At 69.0% G+C, this 20,676-nt stretch carries 17 protein-coding genes and 1 tRNA gene; 7 read left to right on the top strand and 11 right to left on the bottom strand.

Annotated features, from left to right (window positions below; translation table 11 throughout):
- Window positions 1-12: 12 nt before the first annotated feature.
- Genes AC1C2U_RS01715 through AC1C2U_RS01695 form a run of 5 tightly spaced genes read right to left on the bottom strand, consistent with a single transcriptional unit; the run spans window position 13 to window position 4,857 of the window.
- Complete coding sequence (locus AC1C2U_RS01715; RefSeq protein ID WP_495359992.1) at window positions 13-1,032, bottom strand: helix-turn-helix transcriptional regulator; 1,020 nt, start codon at window positions 1,030-1,032, stop codon at window positions 13-15.
- Window positions 1,032-2,093 (bottom strand): helix-turn-helix transcriptional regulator, encoded by a 1,062-nt coding sequence (locus AC1C2U_RS01710; protein ID WP_495359991.1) that lies wholly within the window; start codon window positions 2,091-2,093, stop codon window positions 1,032-1,034. Before AC1C2U_RS01710 ends, AC1C2U_RS01715 begins: the two co-directional genes overlap by 1 nt.
- Before the next feature lie 50 nt (window positions 2,094-2,143).
- Entirely contained in the window at window positions 2,144-3,091 is a 948-nt protein-coding gene (locus AC1C2U_RS01705; RefSeq protein WP_495359990.1) for an FKBP-type peptidyl-prolyl cis-trans isomerase, read from the bottom strand.
- Window positions 3,092-3,133: 42 nt separating this feature from the next.
- Window positions 3,134-4,186 carry a tRNA (adenine-N1)-methyltransferase gene (locus AC1C2U_RS01700; RefSeq protein ID WP_495359989.1) on the bottom strand — a complete coding sequence of 351 codons (1,053 nt, stop codon included), beginning with the start codon at window positions 4,184-4,186 and terminating at the stop codon, window positions 3,134-3,136.
- Window positions 4,183-4,857: an HAD family hydrolase gene (locus AC1C2U_RS01695; protein WP_495359988.1), complete on the bottom strand. Its 675-nt coding sequence runs from the start codon at window positions 4,855-4,857 to the stop codon at window positions 4,183-4,185. The genes AC1C2U_RS01700 and AC1C2U_RS01695 overlap by 4 nt, the downstream gene beginning before the upstream one ends.
- A 74-nt stretch (window positions 4,858-4,931) precedes the next feature.
- Between AC1C2U_RS01695 and AC1C2U_RS01690 the strand changes: the two genes are divergently transcribed.
- Window positions 4,932-5,852 carry a PAC2 family protein gene (locus tag AC1C2U_RS01690; RefSeq protein ID WP_495359987.1) on the top strand — a complete coding sequence of 307 codons (921 nt, stop codon included), beginning with the start codon at window positions 4,932-4,934 and terminating at the stop codon, window positions 5,850-5,852.
- Between the two features lie 84 nt (window positions 5,853-5,936).
- Here the strand turns inward: AC1C2U_RS01690 and AC1C2U_RS01685 are convergent, their stop codons facing one another.
- Both AC1C2U_RS01685 and AC1C2U_RS01680 read right to left on the bottom strand, forming a co-directional pair.
- Complete coding sequence (locus AC1C2U_RS01685; protein ID WP_495353992.1) at window positions 5,937-6,764, bottom strand: undecaprenyl-diphosphate phosphatase; 828 nt, start codon at window positions 6,762-6,764, stop codon at window positions 5,937-5,939.
- A gap of 70 nt (window positions 6,765-6,834) precedes the next feature.
- Window positions 6,835-8,160 (bottom strand): M20/M25/M40 family metallo-hydrolase, encoded by a 1,326-nt coding sequence (locus tag AC1C2U_RS01680; RefSeq protein ID WP_495359986.1) that lies wholly within the window; start codon window positions 8,158-8,160, stop codon window positions 6,835-6,837.
- Between the two features lie 111 nt (window positions 8,161-8,271).
- Between AC1C2U_RS01680 and AC1C2U_RS01675 the strand changes: the two genes are divergently transcribed.
- The 5 genes from AC1C2U_RS01675 to AC1C2U_RS01655 all read left to right on the top strand — a co-directional run bounded on the left by AC1C2U_RS01675 (window position 8,272) and on the right by AC1C2U_RS01655 (window position 15,313).
- Window positions 8,272-8,355, top strand: a tRNA-Leu gene (locus AC1C2U_RS01675).
- A 252-nt stretch (window positions 8,356-8,607) separates the two neighbouring features.
- A complete protein-coding gene (imuA', locus tag AC1C2U_RS01670) occupies window positions 8,608-9,321 on the top strand; it encodes a DnaE2-dependent mutagenesis accessory factor ImuA' (protein WP_495359985.1) in 714 nt (237 codons plus the stop codon).
- Window positions 9,321-10,874: a DNA polymerase Y family protein gene (locus AC1C2U_RS01665; RefSeq protein ID WP_495359983.1), complete on the top strand. Its 1,554-nt coding sequence runs from the start codon at window positions 9,321-9,323 to the stop codon at window positions 10,872-10,874. Before imuA' ends, AC1C2U_RS01665 begins: the two co-directional genes overlap by 1 nt.
- Window positions 10,875-10,939: 65 nt before the next feature.
- Window positions 10,940-14,425, top strand: coding sequence for an error-prone DNA polymerase (locus tag AC1C2U_RS01660; protein ID WP_495359982.1), 3,486 nt, complete (start codon window positions 10,940-10,942; stop codon window positions 14,423-14,425).
- Between the two features lie 9 nt (window positions 14,426-14,434).
- On the top strand, window positions 14,435-15,313 hold the full coding sequence (locus tag AC1C2U_RS01655) for a DUF3097 domain-containing protein (RefSeq protein ID WP_495359981.1): 879 nt from the start codon (window positions 14,435-14,437) through the stop codon (window positions 15,311-15,313).
- Between the two features lie 56 nt (window positions 15,314-15,369).
- Here AC1C2U_RS01655 and AC1C2U_RS01650 read toward each other — a convergent pair whose 3' ends face one another.
- The 3 genes from AC1C2U_RS01650 to AC1C2U_RS01640 form a co-directional block, all read right to left on the bottom strand.
- Entirely contained in the window at window positions 15,370-16,125 is a 756-nt protein-coding gene (locus tag AC1C2U_RS01650) for an SDR family oxidoreductase (RefSeq protein WP_495359980.1), read from the bottom strand.
- A 7-nt stretch (window positions 16,126-16,132) separates the two neighbouring features.
- Window positions 16,133-17,227 (bottom strand): VIT1/CCC1 transporter family protein, encoded by a 1,095-nt coding sequence (locus AC1C2U_RS01645; protein WP_495359979.1) that lies wholly within the window; start codon window positions 17,225-17,227, stop codon window positions 16,133-16,135.
- A 193-nt stretch (window positions 17,228-17,420) separates the two neighbouring features.
- Complete coding sequence (locus AC1C2U_RS01640) at window positions 17,421-17,897, bottom strand: Lrp/AsnC family transcriptional regulator (protein WP_495359978.1); 477 nt, start codon at window positions 17,895-17,897, stop codon at window positions 17,421-17,423.
- A gap of 108 nt (window positions 17,898-18,005) precedes the next feature.
- Between AC1C2U_RS01640 and AC1C2U_RS01635 the strand changes: the two genes are divergently transcribed.
- Window positions 18,006-19,250, top strand: coding sequence for a trans-sulfuration enzyme family protein (locus AC1C2U_RS01635; RefSeq protein WP_495359977.1), 1,245 nt, complete (start codon window positions 18,006-18,008; stop codon window positions 19,248-19,250).
- A gap of 26 nt (window positions 19,251-19,276) precedes the next feature.
- Here AC1C2U_RS01635 and AC1C2U_RS01630 read toward each other — a convergent pair whose 3' ends face one another.
- Window positions 19,277-20,659 (bottom strand): DHA2 family efflux MFS transporter permease subunit, encoded by a 1,383-nt coding sequence (locus AC1C2U_RS01630; RefSeq protein ID WP_495359976.1) that lies wholly within the window; start codon window positions 20,657-20,659, stop codon window positions 19,277-19,279.
- Between the last annotated feature and the right edge of the window lie 17 nt (window positions 20,660-20,676).

Raw genomic sequence — 20,676 nt, 5'->3', positions numbered from 1 at the left:
GGTGACGACAGTCTACCTGTCGTGAGCGTTCGTCGGTTGTGATCGCGCTTCGGATGCCTCCTGCTCGGCATAGCCCGCCAGGCCCGCCGTCGCCCACTCGGCGACGACCGCGCGCGCCTCGGCCGGCTCGACGACCGTCACGAGCCCGGGAAGCCCGGCGACGAGGCGCTTCAGGCCGTGCACGTGCGCGAGTCGAAGCGTGACTCGCAGCCGCCCGTCGACTGCTTCGGTGCGGGAATCCGCGAGATAGTCGGCGAGGAGCGGCAGGGTCTCGGGCGCCACATCTACGACGACGTCGAGATCGGACTCGGAACTCTGGAAGAGCGTGTCGGGAACGACACGATCGGAATGATCGCCGATCGGCGCATCGGAGACGAGGAGGTCGCTCATGCGGTCGACGCGGAAATTGCGCACGTCTTCGCGCGTGTGGCAGTACGCCTGCAGGTACCAATCGGCGTCTTGGGAGAGGATCCGCAGTGGATCGACACGCCGTCGGCCGGCGACGCCGAGAGCGTTGCGATAGTCGAACTCGAGCTGCCGACCGCCGGTCACCGCCGCCCGGATGAGCGCCAGCGAGGCATCCGCTTCGGATTCGGCGACGGCAAGGCGGCTGGGCGCCGCTGATGCGCCGGCGGTGAGCTTGGCCATGAGCGACGCGAGCGATGCCCGCCCGGCGTTTTCGGGCGATGCCGACAGGTACTGGAGCCCCGCGATGAGGGCGGCCGCCTCACGAGCCGAGAGCCTCGGCGCATCATCGATCGCGACGTGGTGCACGATGACGATGACGTCTTCGTCTTCGAAGGAGTCCCAGTCGATGTCGAAGAGATCGTTCGGCTGGTAGGTGCCGGTCTCGCCGGGCAGGCCAGAGGTGGCGATGAGGCGCACCGCGAGCCGGATCTCCTCTTCGGACATGCCGAAGTGCACCGCAGCGTCGGCGACGTCGACGACCCGCTGCTCGAGCAGGTACGGCACGAACGAGAGCAGGAAGACGAGCTTGTCGGGTGCCTTCAGCGGCTTTGATCGCTTCGCCATCAACGTTCCTCCCCCTCTGCTGCGCCCTGCTCGATCGGATCGTGAAGCGCGGTGGCACGGTGAGCGGCGGCAACCGTCGCGAGCCGGTCGCGCACCGCGACGCGCAACGACTCGGGCGAGAGCACCCGAACCTCGGGCCCGTAGGCCGCGAGCTCGTCGGCGAACACCGCCGCATCGGTGTAGTGCAGACGGATGACCCCGGCGTCTTCGTCGCCTTCGATGGCCCGCTTGCCGAGCCGCACCTCGGCATCGCTGCCGGCCGAGACCGCGAGGTCGGCGACGTTGCGCAGGTGCAGTTCCTGCAGCTCGGCGATGATGCGGTCTTGGATACCGAGCGGCGGTGCCTCGAAGCTCGAACCCGGTACGGGCGTCACCTCGCCGATGATGCGCGAGAGCAGGAAGGTGCGCACGTCGCCGGCCGAGCGATCATGCGCATGCAGGTGCCACCGGCCGTCGTGCAGCACTACGGCGTACGGATCGACGGTGCGCAGTCGCGGCTCGGCCTCACCGGGCTTGAAGTAGCGGAACTGCACCGCGTGGCGGCGGTCGAGTGCCTGCCGCAACGGCTCGAACGCGGTGTCGCGCACGCGGAGCCGGGGTGCGTAGCCGATCACCGGCTCGCGCGGCTCGATGCCGAGAGAGCGCAGCTTCGTGAGCGCGCGCTGCGAATCGGCTGACAAGGATGCCTCACGCCAGACCTCGGCGGCAAGGCCGAGCAGTGCGAGTTCGTCAGGAGTGAACCTGACCTCATCTGGCAGGTTGTACTGCCCCTTCGGGATGCGGTAGCGCAGCGCCTGGTTGTCACCGGGGCGATCGGGCGACTCGACGGTCTCGAGCGGAATGCCGAGTTCGCGGATGTCGTCTTTGTCGCGCTCGAACTGGCGCTCGAGGTTCGCATTCTGACCGCCGGAATCGAAGCGATCGGCATAGCCGCGAACGGTCGAGAGGATCTCTGACTTCAGGAGGCCCGTCTCGGTTGCGAGCAGCGCGAGAACAAGACTGAAGAGGCGATCCTCGACGGGAATCCGCGACTCGCCTCTTGCCTCTCCGCCGCTTGCCACAGGTGCGATCTTACTGAACCGTGGCGATAGCGACGGCCGCTCGGACCGGGTCAGACGACGCCCAGGATGTCGATCACGTAGAACAGGGTCGAGTTCGCGGGAACCTTCTCGTTCGCCTGGTCACCGTAGCCGTCGCCCGGCGGGATCACGACCGCGACCTGCGAGCCGACCTTCTGGCCGATGACCGCCTTCGAGAAGCCGGGAACCGCCTGGCTTCCCTCGCCGTCGGCGACGGTCATGATCAACGGTGCGCCGTTCTCCCAAGTCGACTCGAACACCTTGCCGTCGGCCCAGATCACGCCGGTGTAGTGCACGACGACGGCGTCGCCGGATTCGACGACCTCGCCCGAGCCTTCCTTCAGCACCTCGATCTCAGTGGTTTCGAAGGGGTCGGCCTTCGGCACCGTGATGCCCGGCCGTCCATCGGGTGCGAGCACCACGGCCGGGAATCCGTCGCGGCTGAGGCGCACTGCCCCGTCGGCACGCGGGAGGAAGGCCCGCTGGATGTCGAGTACGAACACGAGGCTGTCACCGGGCGCGATGCCGAGCGACTGATTGCCGTTGGGGCCGAAGCCGTCTTTCTCGGGCACGACGACGGCGATGCGCGATCCGACCGAACCGCACGTCAGCCCCTGGCTGAGTCCGGGCAGTGTGGAGTCGGAGATCGTCAGCGGGACGGGGTCGCCGGTCTTGCCGCCGAAGCCCCCGACTTGCAGCTCTTCGCCCGTGGCGCCGTTGTACACGGCGAGCCCGACGAGTGCTTGCTGACCGTCGACCAGACGTTCGCCGTCGCCGGCGATGACCTCGGTGCACTGCGTCTCTTCGGGCGCGAGCGGCGATGGGAATTCGACCCGTGGCTTCTCGCCGAAGTCGCCCTTCACCGTGACAGCGCTGGACGAATCACCGGATCCTGCCTCAGGCGCGGGCGCCGAAGCGCAACCCGACAGTGTCAGGGCGATGAGGCCGGCCGTGGCGATGAGCGCGAATGACGAGCGCACTGATCCTCGATTCCTTGGTGATCGGTGAAGGGCGTAGAAAGCCTACCCGGCCGAACCAGTGGGTTCGGTGCTGGGCGGTTCGGCATCGGCAGCGTCCGCCGGCGGAGTCGTGTCGATCTCGCGCGAGCGAGATGCCGCGGCATCCGCTTGCCTGACGCGCTTGCGCAGACTCTTGTCGCTCACGTTTCGCTCCCCGAGTGCGCCGGGCGTCCATGCCTCGAAGTCCTCGTCGCTGAACTCGGTCTTCGACGGGCGTCGCTTGAGCTCGGGAAGGATCGTGTCGGGCGCGAGTCTGCGCGCGGTGATGAGAAATCCGGTGTGGGCGATCATGCGGTGATCGGGGCGCACGGCGAGGCCCTGCACGTGCCAGCCGCGCACCATCGTCTCGCTCGACTGCGGCTCGGTGTACTCCCCCGTCGCCCGGATCGCCTCGGCGATCCGAGAGAGCTGTGTGGCAGTGGCGATGTAGCAGAGCAGCACGCCGCCGGGCTTCAGCGCAACCGAGACCGACTCGAGACACTCCCATGGCGCGAGCATGTCGAGCACGACGCGGTCGACGGATGCCTCGGCAACGGTCTCAGGCAATGCCTCTGCAAGGTCGCCGAGCGTGATCGACCAGTTCTCGGGGTCGGCGCCGTGGAACGTCGCGACATTGGCTCGGGCGACGCTCGCGAAGTCGTCGCGGCGCTCGAAGGAGAAGAGGTGCCCGTCGGCGCCGATCGCGCGGAGCAGCCAGAGCGAGAGCGCTCCGGAGCCGACACCTGCCTCGACGACCTGCGCGCCCGGGAAGATGTCGGCCTGCGCGAGGATCTGGGCTGCGTCTTTCGGGTAGACGATCGCCGCACCGCGCGGCATCGACATGACGAAGTCGGTGAGCAGCGGGCGCAGGGCGAGGTACTCGATGCCCGCTTGATTGGCGACGACCGAGCCGTCGGGCCGGCCGATCAGGTCGTCGTGCGCGAGGAGGCCCTTGTGCGAGTGGAAGTGCGCGCCCGGCTGCAGGGTGATCGTGTGCAGTCGGCCCTTGGGGCCCGTCAGCTGCACCCGGTCACCGACGCGGAACGGGCCGCTCTGCTCTCCTCGGCTCTCGGTCATGCCGAGGCCTGCCGTGCGGCGATGAGCCCCGCGATATCCGCGACCGTCGTGCCGTCGAGAGTCGGCCACAGTGCACTCGACGGTTCGTCGTCGAGCGCGATGATGTTCGGAACGGCGACGGCGATCGCGCCCGAGGCGAATGCGGAGGCGAGGCCGGCAGGCGAATCCTCGATCGCCACGCACTCGGCGATGTCGACGCCGAGCAGTGCCGCGGCCAGTAGGTACGGCTCGGGGTGCGGCTTCGCATTCTCGACGATGTCGCCGGTGACGATCACGTCGAACGCCTCGAACGGGATCGTCGCGATGACGTCGTCGGCCATCGAACGGATCGACATGGTCACGAGCGCGGTGGGCACGGATGCCTCGCGCAGCGCCTGCAGCAGCTCACGGGCTCCGGGCCGCCACGGCACGCCGTGCTCCTTCAACTGCTCGCGCACTCGCGTCGTGAGCCGCTGCACGATGGCATCTGCGTCGAGCGTGACGCCCTTCGCCTGGAAGTACGCCGCCGCCTCCCACAGACCGCTGCCGACGAGTTCGAGCGCGTCGTCGTGGCCCCAGGAGCCGCCGAAGGACTCCACGAGCTCTTCTTCTGCGGCCATCCAGTAGCGTTCGGTGTCGACGAGGGTACCGTCCATGTCCCAGAGGACTGCGGCGGGGAGGCGAGTGGTCACAACCGTCAAGTCTACGGGCACGGCCTATTGTGGAGGTGTACCCGGGATCCGGGGCGGAAAGCGGGGCACCAGGAGTGAATCAGCCGACCGGTTTCGAGGGCGGAAGGCTGCTCGTCGTCGCATTCGAAGGATGGAACGACGCCGGAGAGGCGGCGACCGGAGCTGCGAAGCTCCTCGTCGAGCGACTCGACCTCGTCGAGATCGCCGCCGTCGACCCCGAGCTCTACTTCGACTACCAGTTCACGCGCCCGACCATCGTCGTCGGTGATGACGGCGTGCGTCGTCTCGAGTGGCCTGGGGCGGCGATCATGGGCCCGGGCGATCTTCCCGTCACTGACGATGCGGATGACGACGACCGCGTCACGGGGCCGGGAGCCGACACCCTGCACGTGCTCATCGGTGCGGAACCGGCTCGCAGCTGGAAGGGCTTCGCCGCCGAACTCATCGATGCCGCGCTCGCCGCCGATATCGAGGGCATCGTGCTGCTCGGTGCGATGCTCGCCGACGCGCCGCACACCCGGCCGCTGTCGATCTTCGCCTCGAGTGAGAACCCCGAAGTGCGGTCTGCACTCGGCGTCGAGCGTTCGAACTACGAGGGCCCGGTCGGCATCCTCAGTGTCATCGCCGATCAGGCCGAGCATGCGGGCATTCCCACGGTGTCGCTCTGGGCGTCGGTGCCGCACTACGTGCACAACGCGCCGTCGCCGAAGGCGGTGCTCGCCCTGCTCGGCAAGTTGGAGGAGCTCACGGGACTCTCCATCCCCCGCGGCAGTCTCGAGATCGATGCCGCAGCGTGGGAGGCCGGGGTCGACGCGCTCGCCGCCGACGACGACGAGATGGCCGGCTACATCACCCAGCTCGAGCAGGCGCGCGACGCCGTCGATGCCCCCGAGGCGAGCGGCGAGGCGATCGCCCAGGAGTTCGAGCGGTACCTTCGCCGTCGTGGCGACGGCCCCGAGGGGCGCGCCGACGGTCGTGGCGACGGCCCCCGCTGACGGCCATGTCGAGGTTCGCTCCCTGAGCCCGTCGAAGGGCGCTTGCAGCCCTCCGTGGTCCGCTTCGACGAGCTCAGCGAACCATTACGCGGTGAGTGCGCCCGTGCCGAGCAGCACGAAGAGCGTGATGCCGAGCAGCACCCGGTAGATCACGAACGGCAGGAAGCTGCGCTTCGAGATGTAGCTCATGAAGAACGCGATCACGAGGATTCCGACGACGAACGCGACGAGCGTCGCCGCCGCGGTCTCGATGGGCCCGTACACCGTGGGCTCGCCCAGGCTCTTCACCAGCTGGAAGACGCCGCTGCCGAACACCGCGGGGATCGCGAGGAGGAACGCATAGCGTGCGGCGGCCGCGCGCTCGTAGCCGAGGAAGAGCCCCATGGTGATGGTGCCGCCGGAGCGTGAGACCCCGGGGATGAGTGCCAGCGCCTGCGCGAGACCGAAGTAGATGCCGTGCGGCACGGTCAGATCGTCGAGCCCCCGCCGTTTCGCGCCCGCCCAGTCGGCGAGGCCGAGGATGAGCCCGAAGACGACGAGCATCGTGGCGACGATCCAGAGCGAGCGCAGGCTCGTCTCGATCTCGTCTTGGAAGAGGATGCCGAGCACGACGATCGGCACCGAGCCGACGATGATGAGCCAGCCCATGCGCGCATCCGGATCATTGCGCGGGACCCTTCCCGTGAACGAACCGAACCAGTGCGAGACGATTCGCACGATGTCACGCCAGAAGAAGACCACGACCGCGGTCTCGGTGCCGAGCTGCGTGATGGCGGTGAACGCCGCACCCGGGTCTTGGGCCCCTGGCAGGAATTCCCCCAGGATGCGCAGGTGCGCGCTCGAGGAGATCGGGAGGAACTCGGTGAGCCCCTGCACGAGGCCGAGGATGAGCGCTTCGATCACGTGGTGCATCCGCCTTCCGCCTCCGCGGAAGTCGGAGGACTGCGCTGGTCAGGGGCGTGCTGATCAGGGACTGGTTCGGTCAGTAGTCGAGGAGGAGGTCTCGCAGGACCTGCCTCCCGAAGACTAATGCGTCGAGCGGCACCCGCTCGTCAACCCCGTGGAACATCGCCGGGAAGTCCAAGCCTTCTGGCAGCTTCAGCGGCGCGAAGCCGTATCCGGCGATTCCCAGCCGACTGAGCGCCTTGTTGTCGGTGCCGCCCGAGAGCAGGTACGGGAAGACCGGCACGCCGGGGTCATGCACACCGAGGGAGCGCTTCACGGCATCGACCAGAGCGCCGGATGTCGCGGCCTCGAGCCCGACGTCGCGGTGCACGATCTCGATGTCGACCTCGTTGCCGATGAGCGCCTGCACTTCGGCCAGCACCGCGTCTTCTTCGCCCGGCAGCGTGCGGATGTCGATGAGCGCCTCGGCGCGGTCGGGGATGACGTTGTGCTTGTATCCCGCGGTCAGGAGCGTGGGATTGCTCGTGGTACGCAGGGTCGCGGTGATGAACCCCGACGCAGAACCCGTGGCGAGGGCGAGTTCGTCGGGTGACACTTGCTCGGGGTCGACACCCAGCACTCCCGCGATCTCGGCGAGCAGCTCGCGAGTGGTGTCGGTGAGCCGGATCGGCCATTCAGTACGGCCGAGGGTCGCCACCGCCTCGGCGAGCTTCGTGACGGCGTTGTCGCGGATGAGCCTCGAGCCGTGAGCGGCGGTCCCGCGCGCGACGAGTCGGATCCAGAGCAGCGACTTCTCCCCGGTCTGCAGGAGATACGCACGCTGCCCGCCGACGGTGATCGAATACCCGCCGACCTCGCTGATCGCCTCGGTGGCTCCCGCGAAGAGTTCCGGATGGTGGTCGACGAGCCATCGGGAGCCGAGGCTGCCGCCCGACTCCTCGTCGGCGAAGAACGCCACGACGAGGTCGCGTGCCGGCTGAGAGCCCGAGCCGATGATGTCGCCGAGGGCGGTCAACATCATCGCGTCCATGTCTTTCATGTCGACCGCACCGCGACCCCAGAGCATGCCGTCGCGCACCTCACCGGCGAACGGGTCGACGCTCCAATTGCGGGCATCTGCCGGCACGACATCGAGGTGTCCGTGCACGACGAGGGCCGGCTTCGCGGAGTCCCGCCCAGGAACACGTACGACGACGCTCGTGCGTCTCGGCTCGGACTCGAAGAGCTGCGGTGCGAGCCCGAGCGCGGCCAGCCGCGCCTCGACGTACTCGGCAGCCTCGCGCTCGCCGTTCGCCTTGCCCTCGCCGTAGTTGGAGGTGTCGAAGCGGATCAGCTCCTGTGCGACGATCGCCGTCTCATCGAGTTCTGGAACGAGGTCGGAATCGGTGGATGACAGGGCCATGCCATCACGCTAGCCGGGGCATCCTGCAATGGCCAACGTGTCGGAAGCGCCCCGGAAATCGTGCTAATGTCTTCTCTCGGGCCACCGAGGAATCGGAAGGGCCTGACACGAGCGCGGGTGGCGGAAATGGCAGACGCGCTAGCTTGAGGTGCTAGTGCCCTAACGGGCGTGGGGGTTCAAGTCCCCCCTCGCGCACGCTTGTGTCGAGAAGGCCGGATCATTGCGATCCGGCCTTCTTGCGTTTCCGGACGTTGCGTTTCCGGACGTTGCGCTGTGATCCGCGCATCTCCCCCGCACATCGTGTTCTCGTGTGCCGAGAGACGCCTCATCGCACGACATCCGACGACCGCGCCTCACTCATCCGATGTCTGTCGCGACAAATCGGATGTTCCGGACAGTCGGCACTGCCGACTTGCTCTATTCGAACATGTGTTCGAAACTGTGTAAATGACCATGACCGCTCCCCTCGCCCCGGCCGAAGTGCCCTCGCGCGTCGAGGAGCTGCAGGCCCGCATCCGCGGGATGCAGGCCACGCGGCTCGACTCCAAGACGGTGCCGACACATCCGGCCCTCGAACAGGTGCTGCCGGGCGGCAGCCTTCGCGAGGGCACGGTCGTCACCGTCGAAGGCTCGACGACCCTGCTCATGGCCCTCCTCGCCGGCCCGTCGGCGAGCGGGCGCTGGGTCGCCGTCGCAGGCATGCCGGAGTTCGGCATCGAGGCGGCCGCACGGTTCGGCATCGACCTCGAGCGGCTCGTGCTCGTGCCCGACCCCGGACGGCAGTGGCTCACCGTGATCGCCGCGCTCGCCGATGTGATCCCCGTGGTCGCCGTGCGACCGGCCGGTCGGGTCACCCCAGCTGAGACGTCACGACTGACGGCGCGGCTCAGGCAGCGCGGCACCGTGCTGCTCGTCGCGGGCGAATGGCCGGGCAGTGATGCGAGCCTCGGCGTCGAGGCGAGCGAGTGGCACGGTCTCGAGCTGGGTCACGGGCATCTCAGCGATCGCGACGTCGTCGTCGCTGCGGGCGGGCGTGGGGAGTTCGGGCGGCGTCCTCGCTCCCGTCTCCGGCTGCCGGGTCGTTCGCTCGAGTTCCGGGCCGCCTCGGAAGCGACTCCCGATCCGGTGCGTCTCGACGAATATGTGCGGCGGGCCGTCTGATGGTCATCGACCCCGGCCGCACGATCGTGCTCTGGTGTGCCGACTGGCCCGTGTTCGCGGCCTGTCGCGAACACGGGATCGACCCGGCCTCCCCCATCGCCCTCACCGAGGGAGGGCAGGTCTTCGCCTGCTCGGCGGCCGCCCGCAGCGACGGTGTCGTTCGCGGATTGAAGATTCGCGAGGCCCAGTACCGCTCCCCCGCGCTCACGCTGCTCGACTACGACGCCTCGCTCGACGTGCGGGTCTTCGAACCGGTCGTGCGACGTGTCGAAGAGACGGTGCCGGGTGTGCAGCTCATCCGCCCGGGCACGCTCGCAATGAGGGCCCGCGGCGCGGCCCGCTACTACGGCGGTGAGGATGCCGCGGCGCAGGCGCTCCTCGACACCGTCGCAGCGCTCGGGGTGCCCGGCGCCCGGGTCGGTGTCGCCGACGGCCCCTTCGCGGCCGAGCAGGCTGCGCGGGCGACCGGCGAATCCCCCGTGGGCATCGTCGCGCCCGGGACATCCGCTGCGTTCATTTCTCCGCTGCCCGTGAGCCTCGTCGTCGATGCCCGCACGTCGACCCTGCTCAACCGGCTCGGCGTTCGCACCCTCGGCGAGTTCGCAGCGCTGCCCGAGGCCGATGTGCGGCGTCGCTTCGGCGCGGCGGGCGCGTTCGCACACGACCGGGCGTCGGGGCGCGAGCAGGCCAGGGTGCTCGCACGCACACCGCCGCCCGAGTTCGAGGTGGCGCAGGAGTTCGAGCCGCCGCTCGATCGCATCGACCAGCTCGCCTTCGCCTTTCGGGTGCATGCCTCCGAGTTCATCGAACGAATGCGGGCGAAGCGACTCGTGTGCACCGGTATCCGCGTCGAGATCGACGACGAAGGCGGCGGGCACTCGAGCCGAAGCTGGTTGCACCCACGCTGGTTCACACCCGCCGACGTCGTCGACCGGGTGCGCTGGCAGTTGCAGGGCGCGGGCACCGCCGACAGCGGGCTCGCCTCGCCCATCGTGCGGCTGCGCGTCGTGCCCGAACGCATCGACTCGACCGGCAACCACGAAGAGGGGCTCTGGGGCGGCGGACCCGACGAGCGCGTGCACCATGGGCTCACCCGGGTACAGAGCATGCTCGGCCACGATGCGGTCGTGACCGCGTCGGTCGGTGGTGGCCGCATGCTCGCCGACCGGCAGGTGCTCGTGCCGTGGGGCGACCGGGTTCCCGAGCGCACGGGCGAGCAGACGGCGGCGCCGTGGCCCGGCAGCCTGCCCGCTCTCGCGCCCGCAAGCGTCTTCCGTGAGCGGCTGCCGATCGGGCTGCTCGACGCCAGCGGCTCCCCGGTCACGATCGACGCCCGTGGGGCGATCTCGGCGAACCCCGAACGCTTCGCGCTCGCCGGCGGCGATGCCGCCCCTGTGCGGGCCTGGGCGGGGCCCTGGCCGGTCGTCGAGCGCTGGTGGGACGCCGAGCACGCCAAACGTGTGCACCGCTTCCAGATCGTCGACGATGACGGGTGTGCGTGGCTTCTCGTGCGCGACGACGAGGGCTGGTGGGCCGAGGCGAGGTACGACTGATGAGGTGGAACTGGCTGAACTGATCGTGTGGAACGACTGGCTGTGCTGATGGGTGGTGGTCGCTGATGGGGTGGAACAACCCCGGCATCCCGTGGTCGGAGCTCGAGCGCAAGCTCTCCGATGCGCGTCGGCCGGGTGCGCCCAAGCTCATCGGCGACGGCGGCGACAGTCCGGCGTGGAGCCGCAAGCGGCATCCGTATCGCCCGGCAACCGACCTCGAGGCACCGGCCGGGCCGATCGTGCCCTACGCCGAGCTGCACGCGCACTCGAACTTCAGCTTCCTCGACGGCGCCTCCTCCCCCGAGCAACTGGTCGAAGAGGCGCAGCGGCTCGGGCTCACGGGGCTCGCCATCACCGACCACGACGGCTTCTACGGCATCGTGCACTTCGCCGAGGCCGCCGAGAGCTTCCCCGAGCTGCAGACGGTCTTCGGCGCCGAACTCTCGCTCGGCCTGCAAGGCCCGCAGAACGGCTTCGCCGACCCCGAGGGCGAACATCTGCTCGTGCTCGCCCGGCGTGAGGCGGGCTATCACCGGCTCGCCGGCGCGATCACCGCCGGTCAGCTCGCCGGCGGCGAGAAGGGGCGACCGGTGTACTCCATCGAAGAGCTCGCCGAGCGAGCAGACGGTGAGTGGGTCGTGCCGACCGGATGCCGCAAGGGCGCGGTACGTCGTGCGCTCGCCGAGGGCGGGGCGGATGCCGCGGCGCGCGAGCTCGATCGCCTGACCGCGCTCTTCGGCCACGAGAACGTCGTGGTCGAGCTCTTCGACCACGGGCATCCGTTCGATCAGACGGCGAACGACGCCCTCGCCGGACTCGCCGAGCGCGCCGGGTTGCCGCTGCTCGCCACGAACGCCGTGCACTACGCGACACCGCCCGAGCATCGTCTCGCAGCCGCCCTCGCGGCGGTGCGGGCACGCCGCAGCCTCGACGAACTGGACGGATGGCTGCCGGCATCCGACCAGCTGCATCTGCGCAGCGGCGCCGAGATGGCCGAGCGGTTCGCCCGCTACCCCGGAGCGGTCGCCCGCTCGGTGACGCTCGCCGAAGAGCTCGGATTCACTCTGCGCAGTGCCCGTCCGAAGCTGCCGAAGCAAGAGGTGCCAGAGGGGCACACGCCGATGAGCTGGCTGCGGGTGCTCGTCTGGCAGGGCGCAGAACAGCTCTATCCCGGTGTGCCGACGCATGTGCGCGAGCGGCTCGAGCGCGAGCTCGACGTCATCGAGCTGAAAGACTTCTCCGGCTACTTCCTCATCGTGCACGACATCGTCGCCGAGGCGCGGCGGCGCGGCATCCTCTGCCAGGGGCGCGGATCGGCGGCGAACTCGGCGGTCTGCTACGCACTACGCATCACCGCGGTCGATTCGATCGGGTACGGGTTGCCGTTCGAGCGCTTCCTCTCCGCGCTCCGCGACGAAGAGCCCGACATCGACGTCGACTTCGACTCCGACCGACGTGAAGAGATCATCCAGTACGTCTACGACAAGTACGGCAGGCAGAACGCGGCGCAGGTCGCCAACGTCATCAGCTATCGGCCGAAGGTCGCGGTGCGTGACATGGCGAAGGCGCTCGGCTACTCCACTGGCCAGCAAGATGCCTGGTCGCGACAGATCGAACGATGGGGGGCGGTCGTCGAGACCGACGACCACGACATCCCCGCCGCCGTCGTCGAGCTCGCCGAGCAGGTGCTCACCTTTCCGCGCCACCTCGGCATCCACTCGGGCGGCATGGTGCTCACCGACCGCCCGGTCGGCGAGGTGGTGCCGATCGAGCACGCCCGCAAAGAGAACCGCACCGTGGTGCAGTGGGACAAAGACGACTGCGCGTGGATGGGGCTCGTGAAGTTCGACCTGCTCGGCCTCGGCATGCTCGCGGCGCTGCAGTACACCTTCGACCTCGTGCGTGAGTCGACGGGTGAGGTGTGGGAGCTCTCGACCCTGCCGAAAGAGGAAGAGGCGGTCTACGACATGCTCTGTCGCGCCGACTCGATCGGTGTCTTCCAGGTTGAGAGCCGGGCGCAGATGGGCACGCTCCCTCGGCTCAAACCCCGGTGCTTCTACGACCTCGTCGTCGAGATCGCGCTCATCCGTCCAGGTCCCGTGCAGGGCGGCGCGGTGCATCCGTACATCCGACGCCGCACGGGTGAAGAGGCGGTGAGCTACCTGCATCCAAAACTCGAGCCGGTGCTCGAGCGCACGCTGGGAGTCCCCCTCTTCCAGGAGCAGCTCATGCAGATGGCGGTCGCGGTCGGCAACTGCGACGCCGCCGACGCCGACCAGTTGAGGCGTGCCATGGGTTCGAAGCGCGGGGTCGAGAAGATCGAGCGGTTGAAAGCGAAGCTCTACGCGGGCATGGCCGAGAACGGCATCGAAGACGACGTCGCCGACTCGATCTACGCGAAGATCGAAGCCTTTGCGAACTTCGGCTTCGCCGAGAGCCACGCCCTGAGCTTCGGACTGCTCGTCTACGCGAGCTCGTGGCTGAAGCTGCACTATCCGGCCGCGTTTCTCGCCGCGCTCCTGCGCGCGCAGCCGATGGGCTTCTACTCGCCGCAGACGCTCACCGCCGATGCACGGCGCCACGGCGTCGAGATGCTGCGCCCCGACATCCTGCGGTCGGGGGTGCACGCGGGGCTCGAGGCGAACGAACCGCTCGCTGAACCTGTCGAAGCGGGTTCCCTTCGACAGGCTCAGGGAACTCGACAGGCTCAGGGAACTCGACAGGCTCAGGGAACGCAGCATCCGACTGGCCTCGATGCGTGCGCGAACCCCGTGCAGCCGCCCATCGACCAGAGCTTCGACCGCACTGCACCCGACCGCGGAGCCGAGCACCGTCGCGATGGCGCCTTCGCAGTGCGACTCGGACTCGCCGACGTCTCCTCCATCGGCAAGGTCGTCGCCGAGCGCATCATCGCCGAACGCGAGGCTCGAGGCCCGTACCGCGACATGGCCGACGTCTCGCGTCGCGCAGCTCTCGACGCCACCCAGCTCGAGGCGCTCGCCGCGGCCGGCGCCTTCGACGGGTTCGGGCTCGAGCGACGTGAAGCCCTCTGGCTCGCGGGCGAGGCCGCCGCCGACCGCGAGGAGTATCTCGCCGGATCCGTCGTCGTCGTGCAACCACCGCTGCTGCCGATGCTGAGCCCGGCCGAGCAGGTCGTCTACGATCTGTGGGCCACGGGAATCTCCCCCGACGACCACCCGATCCGGCACGTGCGCGAGCGACTCGACGAGCGAGGAGCAATCCGCATCGACCGGCTGCAGCAGGCCGAGAGTGGCCGCCGCATCGAGGTTGGAGGGGTGGTCACGCATCGGCAGCGACCGGCGACTGCGAGCGGCATCACCTTCCTCAACATCGAAGACGAGTCCGGCACGCTGAACGTGATCGCCGGCGTCGGGGTGTGGAACCGCTACCGGCGCATCGCCCGCGAGGCACCTGCGATGATCGTGCGCGGCATGCTCGAACGATCACGCGAGGGGGTCACCAATCTCATCGCCGATCGATTCGAGCCGCTCACCGTGTCGGCGCCGCACCGATCGCGCGACTTCCGTTAGCCTCGACCGGTGCCCGCGACACCCTCTGATGCCTCCCACCGTGATCCCTTCGACCGCTACGGAGCCGACGTGCTCGCAGGCGATTGGAAGGCTCGCGGCCGTCGCACCATCCCCGAGGTCGAGGCCGAACGCGATCTGGTGGTCGAACTCGCCGAGAACGGCTTCTGCGGTGCAGTGACCGGTGTTGCGAAGGGTGTCGTGACGCTCGAGGACCGTTTCGGCGGCAAGCGGATGTTCCCGCTCGGCCATGGGTTCCTCGTCGACGGCGAAGCCGTACAACTCGTCGCACCGAAACCGAAGGCACCGGCCGGCCGGCTGCGCACGGCATCGGGATCGTTCGCGGTGGAATCCGCACCCGCCCGGGTCGCGCTGCCGAGTCGCATATTCGTCGAGGGGCGCCACGATGCCGAGCTCGTCGAGAAGGTCTGGGGCGCAGACCTGCGCGTCGAGGGCGTCGTCGTCGAGTACCTCGAAGGCGTCGATGTGCTCGATGATGTGCTCGACGAGTTCCGGCCGGGCCCCGGCCGCAAGGCGGGCGTGCTCGTCGACCACCTCGTGCCCGGCTCGAAGGAGCAGCGCATCGCCGACGCCGTCATGCGGGGCCCGCACGTGGCGAACGTACTCGTCGTCGGGCACCCGTTCATCGACATCTGGCAGGGCGTCAAGCCCGCCCGCCTCGGCAAGACCGCCTGGCCGGTGATCCCGAGGGGTACCGAGTGGAAGCACGGCGTATGCGATGCGTTCGGCTGGCCGCGCGCCGAGCAGGCCGACATCGCGCGGGCCTGGCAGCACATTCTCGGCCGTGTGCGCGGCTACGGCGACCTCGAACCCGCGCTGCTCGGCCGAGTCGAAGAACTCATCGACTTCGTGACCGCACCGGTCGGATGAGGCGGCCGTCGGAGCACGTTCGCCGGTCGAGGTGCATCAGGGCGCATCAGGGCGCATCAGATCGAGAAGCCGCCGTCGCTCTTGATCAGCTGACCCGAGACCCATCGCCCCTCGTCTGAGACGAGGAAGCGCACCAGTCGTGCGGCATCATCTGGCGTGCCGAGACGCCCGCTCGGCTGTGCAGCGATGAGTGCTGCGCGCGTCGCATCGTCCATCCAACCCGTGTCGACGGGCCCCGGATTCACGAGGTTCGCCGTGATGCCGAGCGGCGCCAGTTCACGGGCAGCCGCGATGACGATGCGATCGAGCGCCCCCTTGCTCGCACCATACGGCAGATTGCCGACGACGTGATCACTGGTGAGGGCGACGACCCGGCCGCCGCCATCGACCGGCACCTGCGCGGCGAAGGCCTGGAGCAGCAGCCACGATGCCCGGGTGTTCACGGCGAAGTGACGGTCGAAGCTCTCGAGCGAGGTGTCGAGGAGGCCGGAATCCACGCCTTCCGCGTGCGAGAGCACGAGCGCACCGATCGGTCCGAGCTCGGCAGCCGCTTGGGACACGAGTCGGCCGGGCACCTCAGGATCGGCGAGATCGGCGTCGATGCCGAGCGCACGCACGCCGATCGTGCGAAGCTCGGCCTCGAGCGCCGCAGGGTCCCGGTCGGGATCGCCGCCCAGCGACATCCGCCGGTCGTAGTCGCCCAGGTAGCTGAATGCGATGTCCCAGCCGTCGGCGGCGAGTGAGGTGGCGATCGCCCAGGCGATGCCATTGCTGCGGCCGGCACCGGTGATCAGGGCAGTACGTCGTGACATGGAGCTCCTAGGCGATGGTGGTGCCGAACGCGAGTCCGAGCACGTAGGTGATGGCCGCCGCGCCGAGTCCGATGGCGAGCTGGCGAAGCGCCCGCTTCAGCGGCGACGCTCCGGAGAGGAGCCCGACGATCGCCCCGGTCGCGAGTAGCGCGATGCCCACGAGCACCGTCGCCGTGATGACCGCCGGAAGACCGGTCATACCGAAGAGGTAGGGCAGCACCGGGATCAGTGCGCCAGATGCGAAGAAGCAGAAGCTCGAGATCGCGGCCGAGAGTCCGGTGCCGACAGCCTCGTCGTCGTGTTCGGCGACGGTCCATGCGTCGGTCGGCGTCTGCGCCTGCTCGGCTGCGTGCACACGGGCGACGACGAGGGCGGCGTGTTCGACTGCAGCGCGCTCCTCCATGCCGCGCGCCCGGTAGACGAGCGCGAGCTCGTTGGCGTCGATGTCGAGGTCGGGCAAGGCGTCGCGCGCCGAGGGGTCGGGGGTGGATGCCTCGAGCAGCTCGCGCTGCGATCGTACCGAAACGTACTCTCCGGCGCCCATCGACAGTGCACCAGCGAGCAGTCCGGCGACACCCGTGAAGAGCACCACCGAAGCTGGGACGCCCGTGGCGCCGATTCCGAGCACGAGTGCAAGGTTCGAGACGAGCCCGTCGTTGGCGCCGAAGACGGCGGCACGGAAGGTGCCGGCGAGGCGGCGGCGGCCTCGAGCTGCGAGCCCGCGCACCACCTCGCCGTGGATGCGTTCGTCGGCAGCCATCGCCGCGGTGGCATCGGGGTCGCTCGCATACGGCGAGCGTGCCTCGGCACGCTGCGCGAGCGCGAGCACGAAGATCGAACCGAACCGTCTCGCGAGCGCGCCGAGCAGTCGCGTGCGAACGTCGGCGCGGGGCACGCCGTGGTCGTCGCCGCCGAGCAGGTCGAGCCAATGCGCCTCATGGCGCCCTTCCGCGGCGGCCAGCGCGAGCAGGATCTCTCGTTCCTCACCCTCGCGTCGTGCCGCGAGCTCCCGGTAGACGGCTGCCTCTGCGCGTTCGTCGGCGAGATAACGCCGCCATCGGGCGCGGTCGGTCGAGGTGCCCCTCGACTGGTCGTTGCTCATCATGCTCCCATTTCACGGCGTGGAACCGGCAGCCGTGGCCGTGCTCGCTCCGCGCCATCGCTTGCCGACCGCTCGCGCGACCAAAGTCACGATATCGGCCGTTGCCCGCGGGATTCCGCGGTTCGCCCGGATTGGCAGGATTTCGGAACGCCGAACCGGCGGTGCGGGGACATCGGGCAACGAGGCCGGAATCTCAGCTGACGAGGCGGTTCCAGCCGTCGCCGTCGACGTGTTCGAAGATCAGGTTCGTCTCGGTGTGCGCGACGGCCGGATGCCCCGTGAGGTACGCGAGCACGAACTCGCGCAGTTCTTCGGCGTCGCGCGCGGCGACGTGGATCAGGTAGTCCTCTGCGCCGGCCATGTGGAAGACGCCGAGCACGCCGGGCAGGTGCGGCACCGCCTGCCGGAACGCATCGATCTCACTGCGATCGTGCTTCACGAGACGAATTGCGATGAGCGCCTGAAGCGAGACGCCGAGCGAGGCGAGATCGACGTCGACGCGGTAGCCGCGCACGGTGCCGAGACTCTGCAGGCGTCGCAAACGGAGCGACACCGTGGATTCGGCGACCCCGACCTCGGCAGCGAGGGCGGCACCCGAGGCGCGCGCATTCGTCGAGAGCGCCTGGAGCAGTGCGCGGTCGACACGGTCGAGTTCTGGTTTCTGCGCCACGAGTCGGCTCCTTGCGTCGGATTTGCAGAAGATTCGAGATTTCGAGCATATCGCATCGATGCTTCATGCCGAGTTGCTGAATCTCACAGATTCTGCTTGGTTCGACCCATGCAGACATCGTCGTCCCATCTCGAGACCCGCGCCGTTCACGGCGGCATGGCGGGCGTTCGAGAGAGCGGATCCCACGTGCCCGTCATCGATTTCTCGACCACCAACCCGCTCGATTCCGTCGAGAACGGCGGTGCGTCGTACGAAGAGCTCGCGACCGGCCACGACCTCGGCGAAGGCCGCTCCGCGGTCTACCAGCGTCTCTGGCAGCCGGGCGTCGCGCGCTTCGAGGAGTCGCTCGCCGGGCTCGAGGGTACCGAAGGCGCCGTCGCCTTCGCGAGCGGCATGGCCGCGCTCGCAGCAACGCTCATCGCCACGGCTTCGGCCGGTCAGCCGCACATCGTCGCGGTCCGGCCGCTCTACGGCGGCACCGACCACGTGCTCGCGAGCGGCCTGCTCGGCACCGAGGTGACGTGGGCGGATGCCGCGGACATCAGCTCGGCCGTCCGTCCCGACACCGGGCTCGTGGTCGTCGAGACACCCGCGAACCCGACGCTCGAACTCGTCGACATCCGGGCCGTCGTGGATGCCGCGGGCGACGTGCCGGTGCTCGTCGACAACACCTTCGCGACCCCCGTGCTGCAGCGCCCCGTCGAACACGGCGCGACCCTCGTGCTGCACAGCGCGACGAAGTACCTCGGCGGGCACGGCGACGTGATGGGCGGCATCATCGCGGGTGACCGCAGCTGGGTCGAGCGGCTGCGGCAGGTGCGGGCACTCACCGGTGGCCTGCTGCATCCGATGGCCGCGTACCTCTTGCACCGCGGACTCCGCACGCTCCCGCTGCGCGTGCGCGCGCAACAGGAGACGGCCACCGTGCTCGCCGAGCGGCTGCTCACGCATCCGGCGGTCGCCGGTGTGCACTACCCGGGCCTGCCCGGCCAAGACCCTGCCGGTCTCCTCGGCACTCAGCTCGAGGGGCCTGGATCGATCATCGCCATCGAACTCATCGGCGGATACGACGCTGCAGCGCGGTTCACGGAATCGTGCGAGCTCATCACGCATGCCGTGTCGCTCGGCGGTGTCGACTCGCTCATACAACACCCGGCTTCGCTCACGCACCGCCCGGTCGCCGGTGAGGCGAAGCCCGGAGCGGGCGTCGTGCGCCTGTCGATCGGGCTCGAGCACGTCGACGACCTCACGAGCGACCTCATGGCCGCGCTCGACCGTGCGGCCGAACTGGGCGGACTCCACCACGACGCCGAGGCCGGGACGGCCAAGCGGGAAGATGCCGGAGTGCGCTGACCCGGTCGGCCGACGGCGCACGGTCCTCAGTCGCGCGCCGGCTCCGATTCGGAGCCGGGGGCGGCGACCGGCGCCGGGTTTCGGATCCCGATCCACGACACGATGCCACCGACGACGAGGAATACCGCCGTCGCGATCGCGACGCGGTGATAGCCGTCGACGTCGAGCTGCGTGCCGACGATGACACCGATCGACGCGATCGCGACGAGCCCGGCGATGCGTGCCACTGCGTTGTTCACCGCCGAGCCGATGCCGGCCCTCGCCGGGTCGACCGCGCCGAGGATCGCCGCGGTCAACGGCGCGACGGTCATAGCCATACCGAGACCCGTGACCACGATGCCGGGCAGGAACTGCGTCCAGTACTCGACATCGGGCGCCACCGTGAGCGTCAACAAGTACCCGACTGCGACCGTGATCGGGCCGAGCGTCATGAAGATCCGCGGCCCGAGGCGCGACGAGAGTCCGCCGAACCACGATCCGAGGAAGACGATCATGATGGTCGGCGGCAGGGTCGCGAGCCCGGCCAGCGTCGCGGAGAAGCCGGCGTACTCCTGCAGGAAGATCGTGATCGCGAACGGTCCGAGCGAGAACGCGGCGTAGATGAAGAGCGTGGCGAGGTTGCCCGCCGCAAAGTTGCGCGCGCGGAAGAGGCTGAGTGGCAGCATCGGCTGCGGCGCCCGATGTTCCCACCACACGAACGCCACGAGCGCGAGGAGGCCGACGACGAGCGGAATGTAGACCACCGGCGACGACCAACCGAACCGGCCCTGCTCGATGAGCGCGAAGACCGTACCGCCGAGACCGACGACGCCGAGCGCCGCCCCGAGCCAGTCGATGCGCTCCTTCGCGGGGTTCGGCGCATCTCGACCGAGCGCGTGCATGAAGACGAGGGAGAAGGCGATCGGCAGCAGGTTGATCCAGAACACGAGCCGCCACGAGACGAGGTCGACGAGCGCTCCGCCCAAGAGCGGCCCGATGAGGAAGGCGACGGTGGTCCACGCGGTCCATCGCCCGATCGCCTTGCCCTGCGCCGCAGCCGGGAAGGTCGCGATGATGAGCGCGAGCGAACTCGGCACGAGAAGCGCCCCCGCTGCGCCCTGCAGTGCCCTGGCGATCACGAAGACGAGACCGTCGGGCGCGACCGCGCAGAGCACCGAGGTGGCTGCGAAGCCGTAGAGGCCGATGCGGATGATGCGCAATCGCCCGAAGGAGTCCGACAGTGAACCGGCGAGCAGGATCAGCGAACCGAGGGTCAGGAGGTATGCGTCGACCGCCCATTGCTGCAGCGCGAGACCCCCGCCGAGCTCCGCTTCGATCGCCGGCAAGGCGACGTTGATGACCGCGCCGTCGAGGAACGCGATGAATGAGACGACGATGGCGACGACGAGTACTCGCGAGCGACGTTCCATACGGGTCATGCTAGACC

It is taken from the genome of Agromyces sp. Y575, assembly GCF_059445445.1.
The sequence above is the reverse complement of the archived record's forward strand: the minus strand, read 5'-3'. Positions and strand labels throughout refer to the sequence as shown.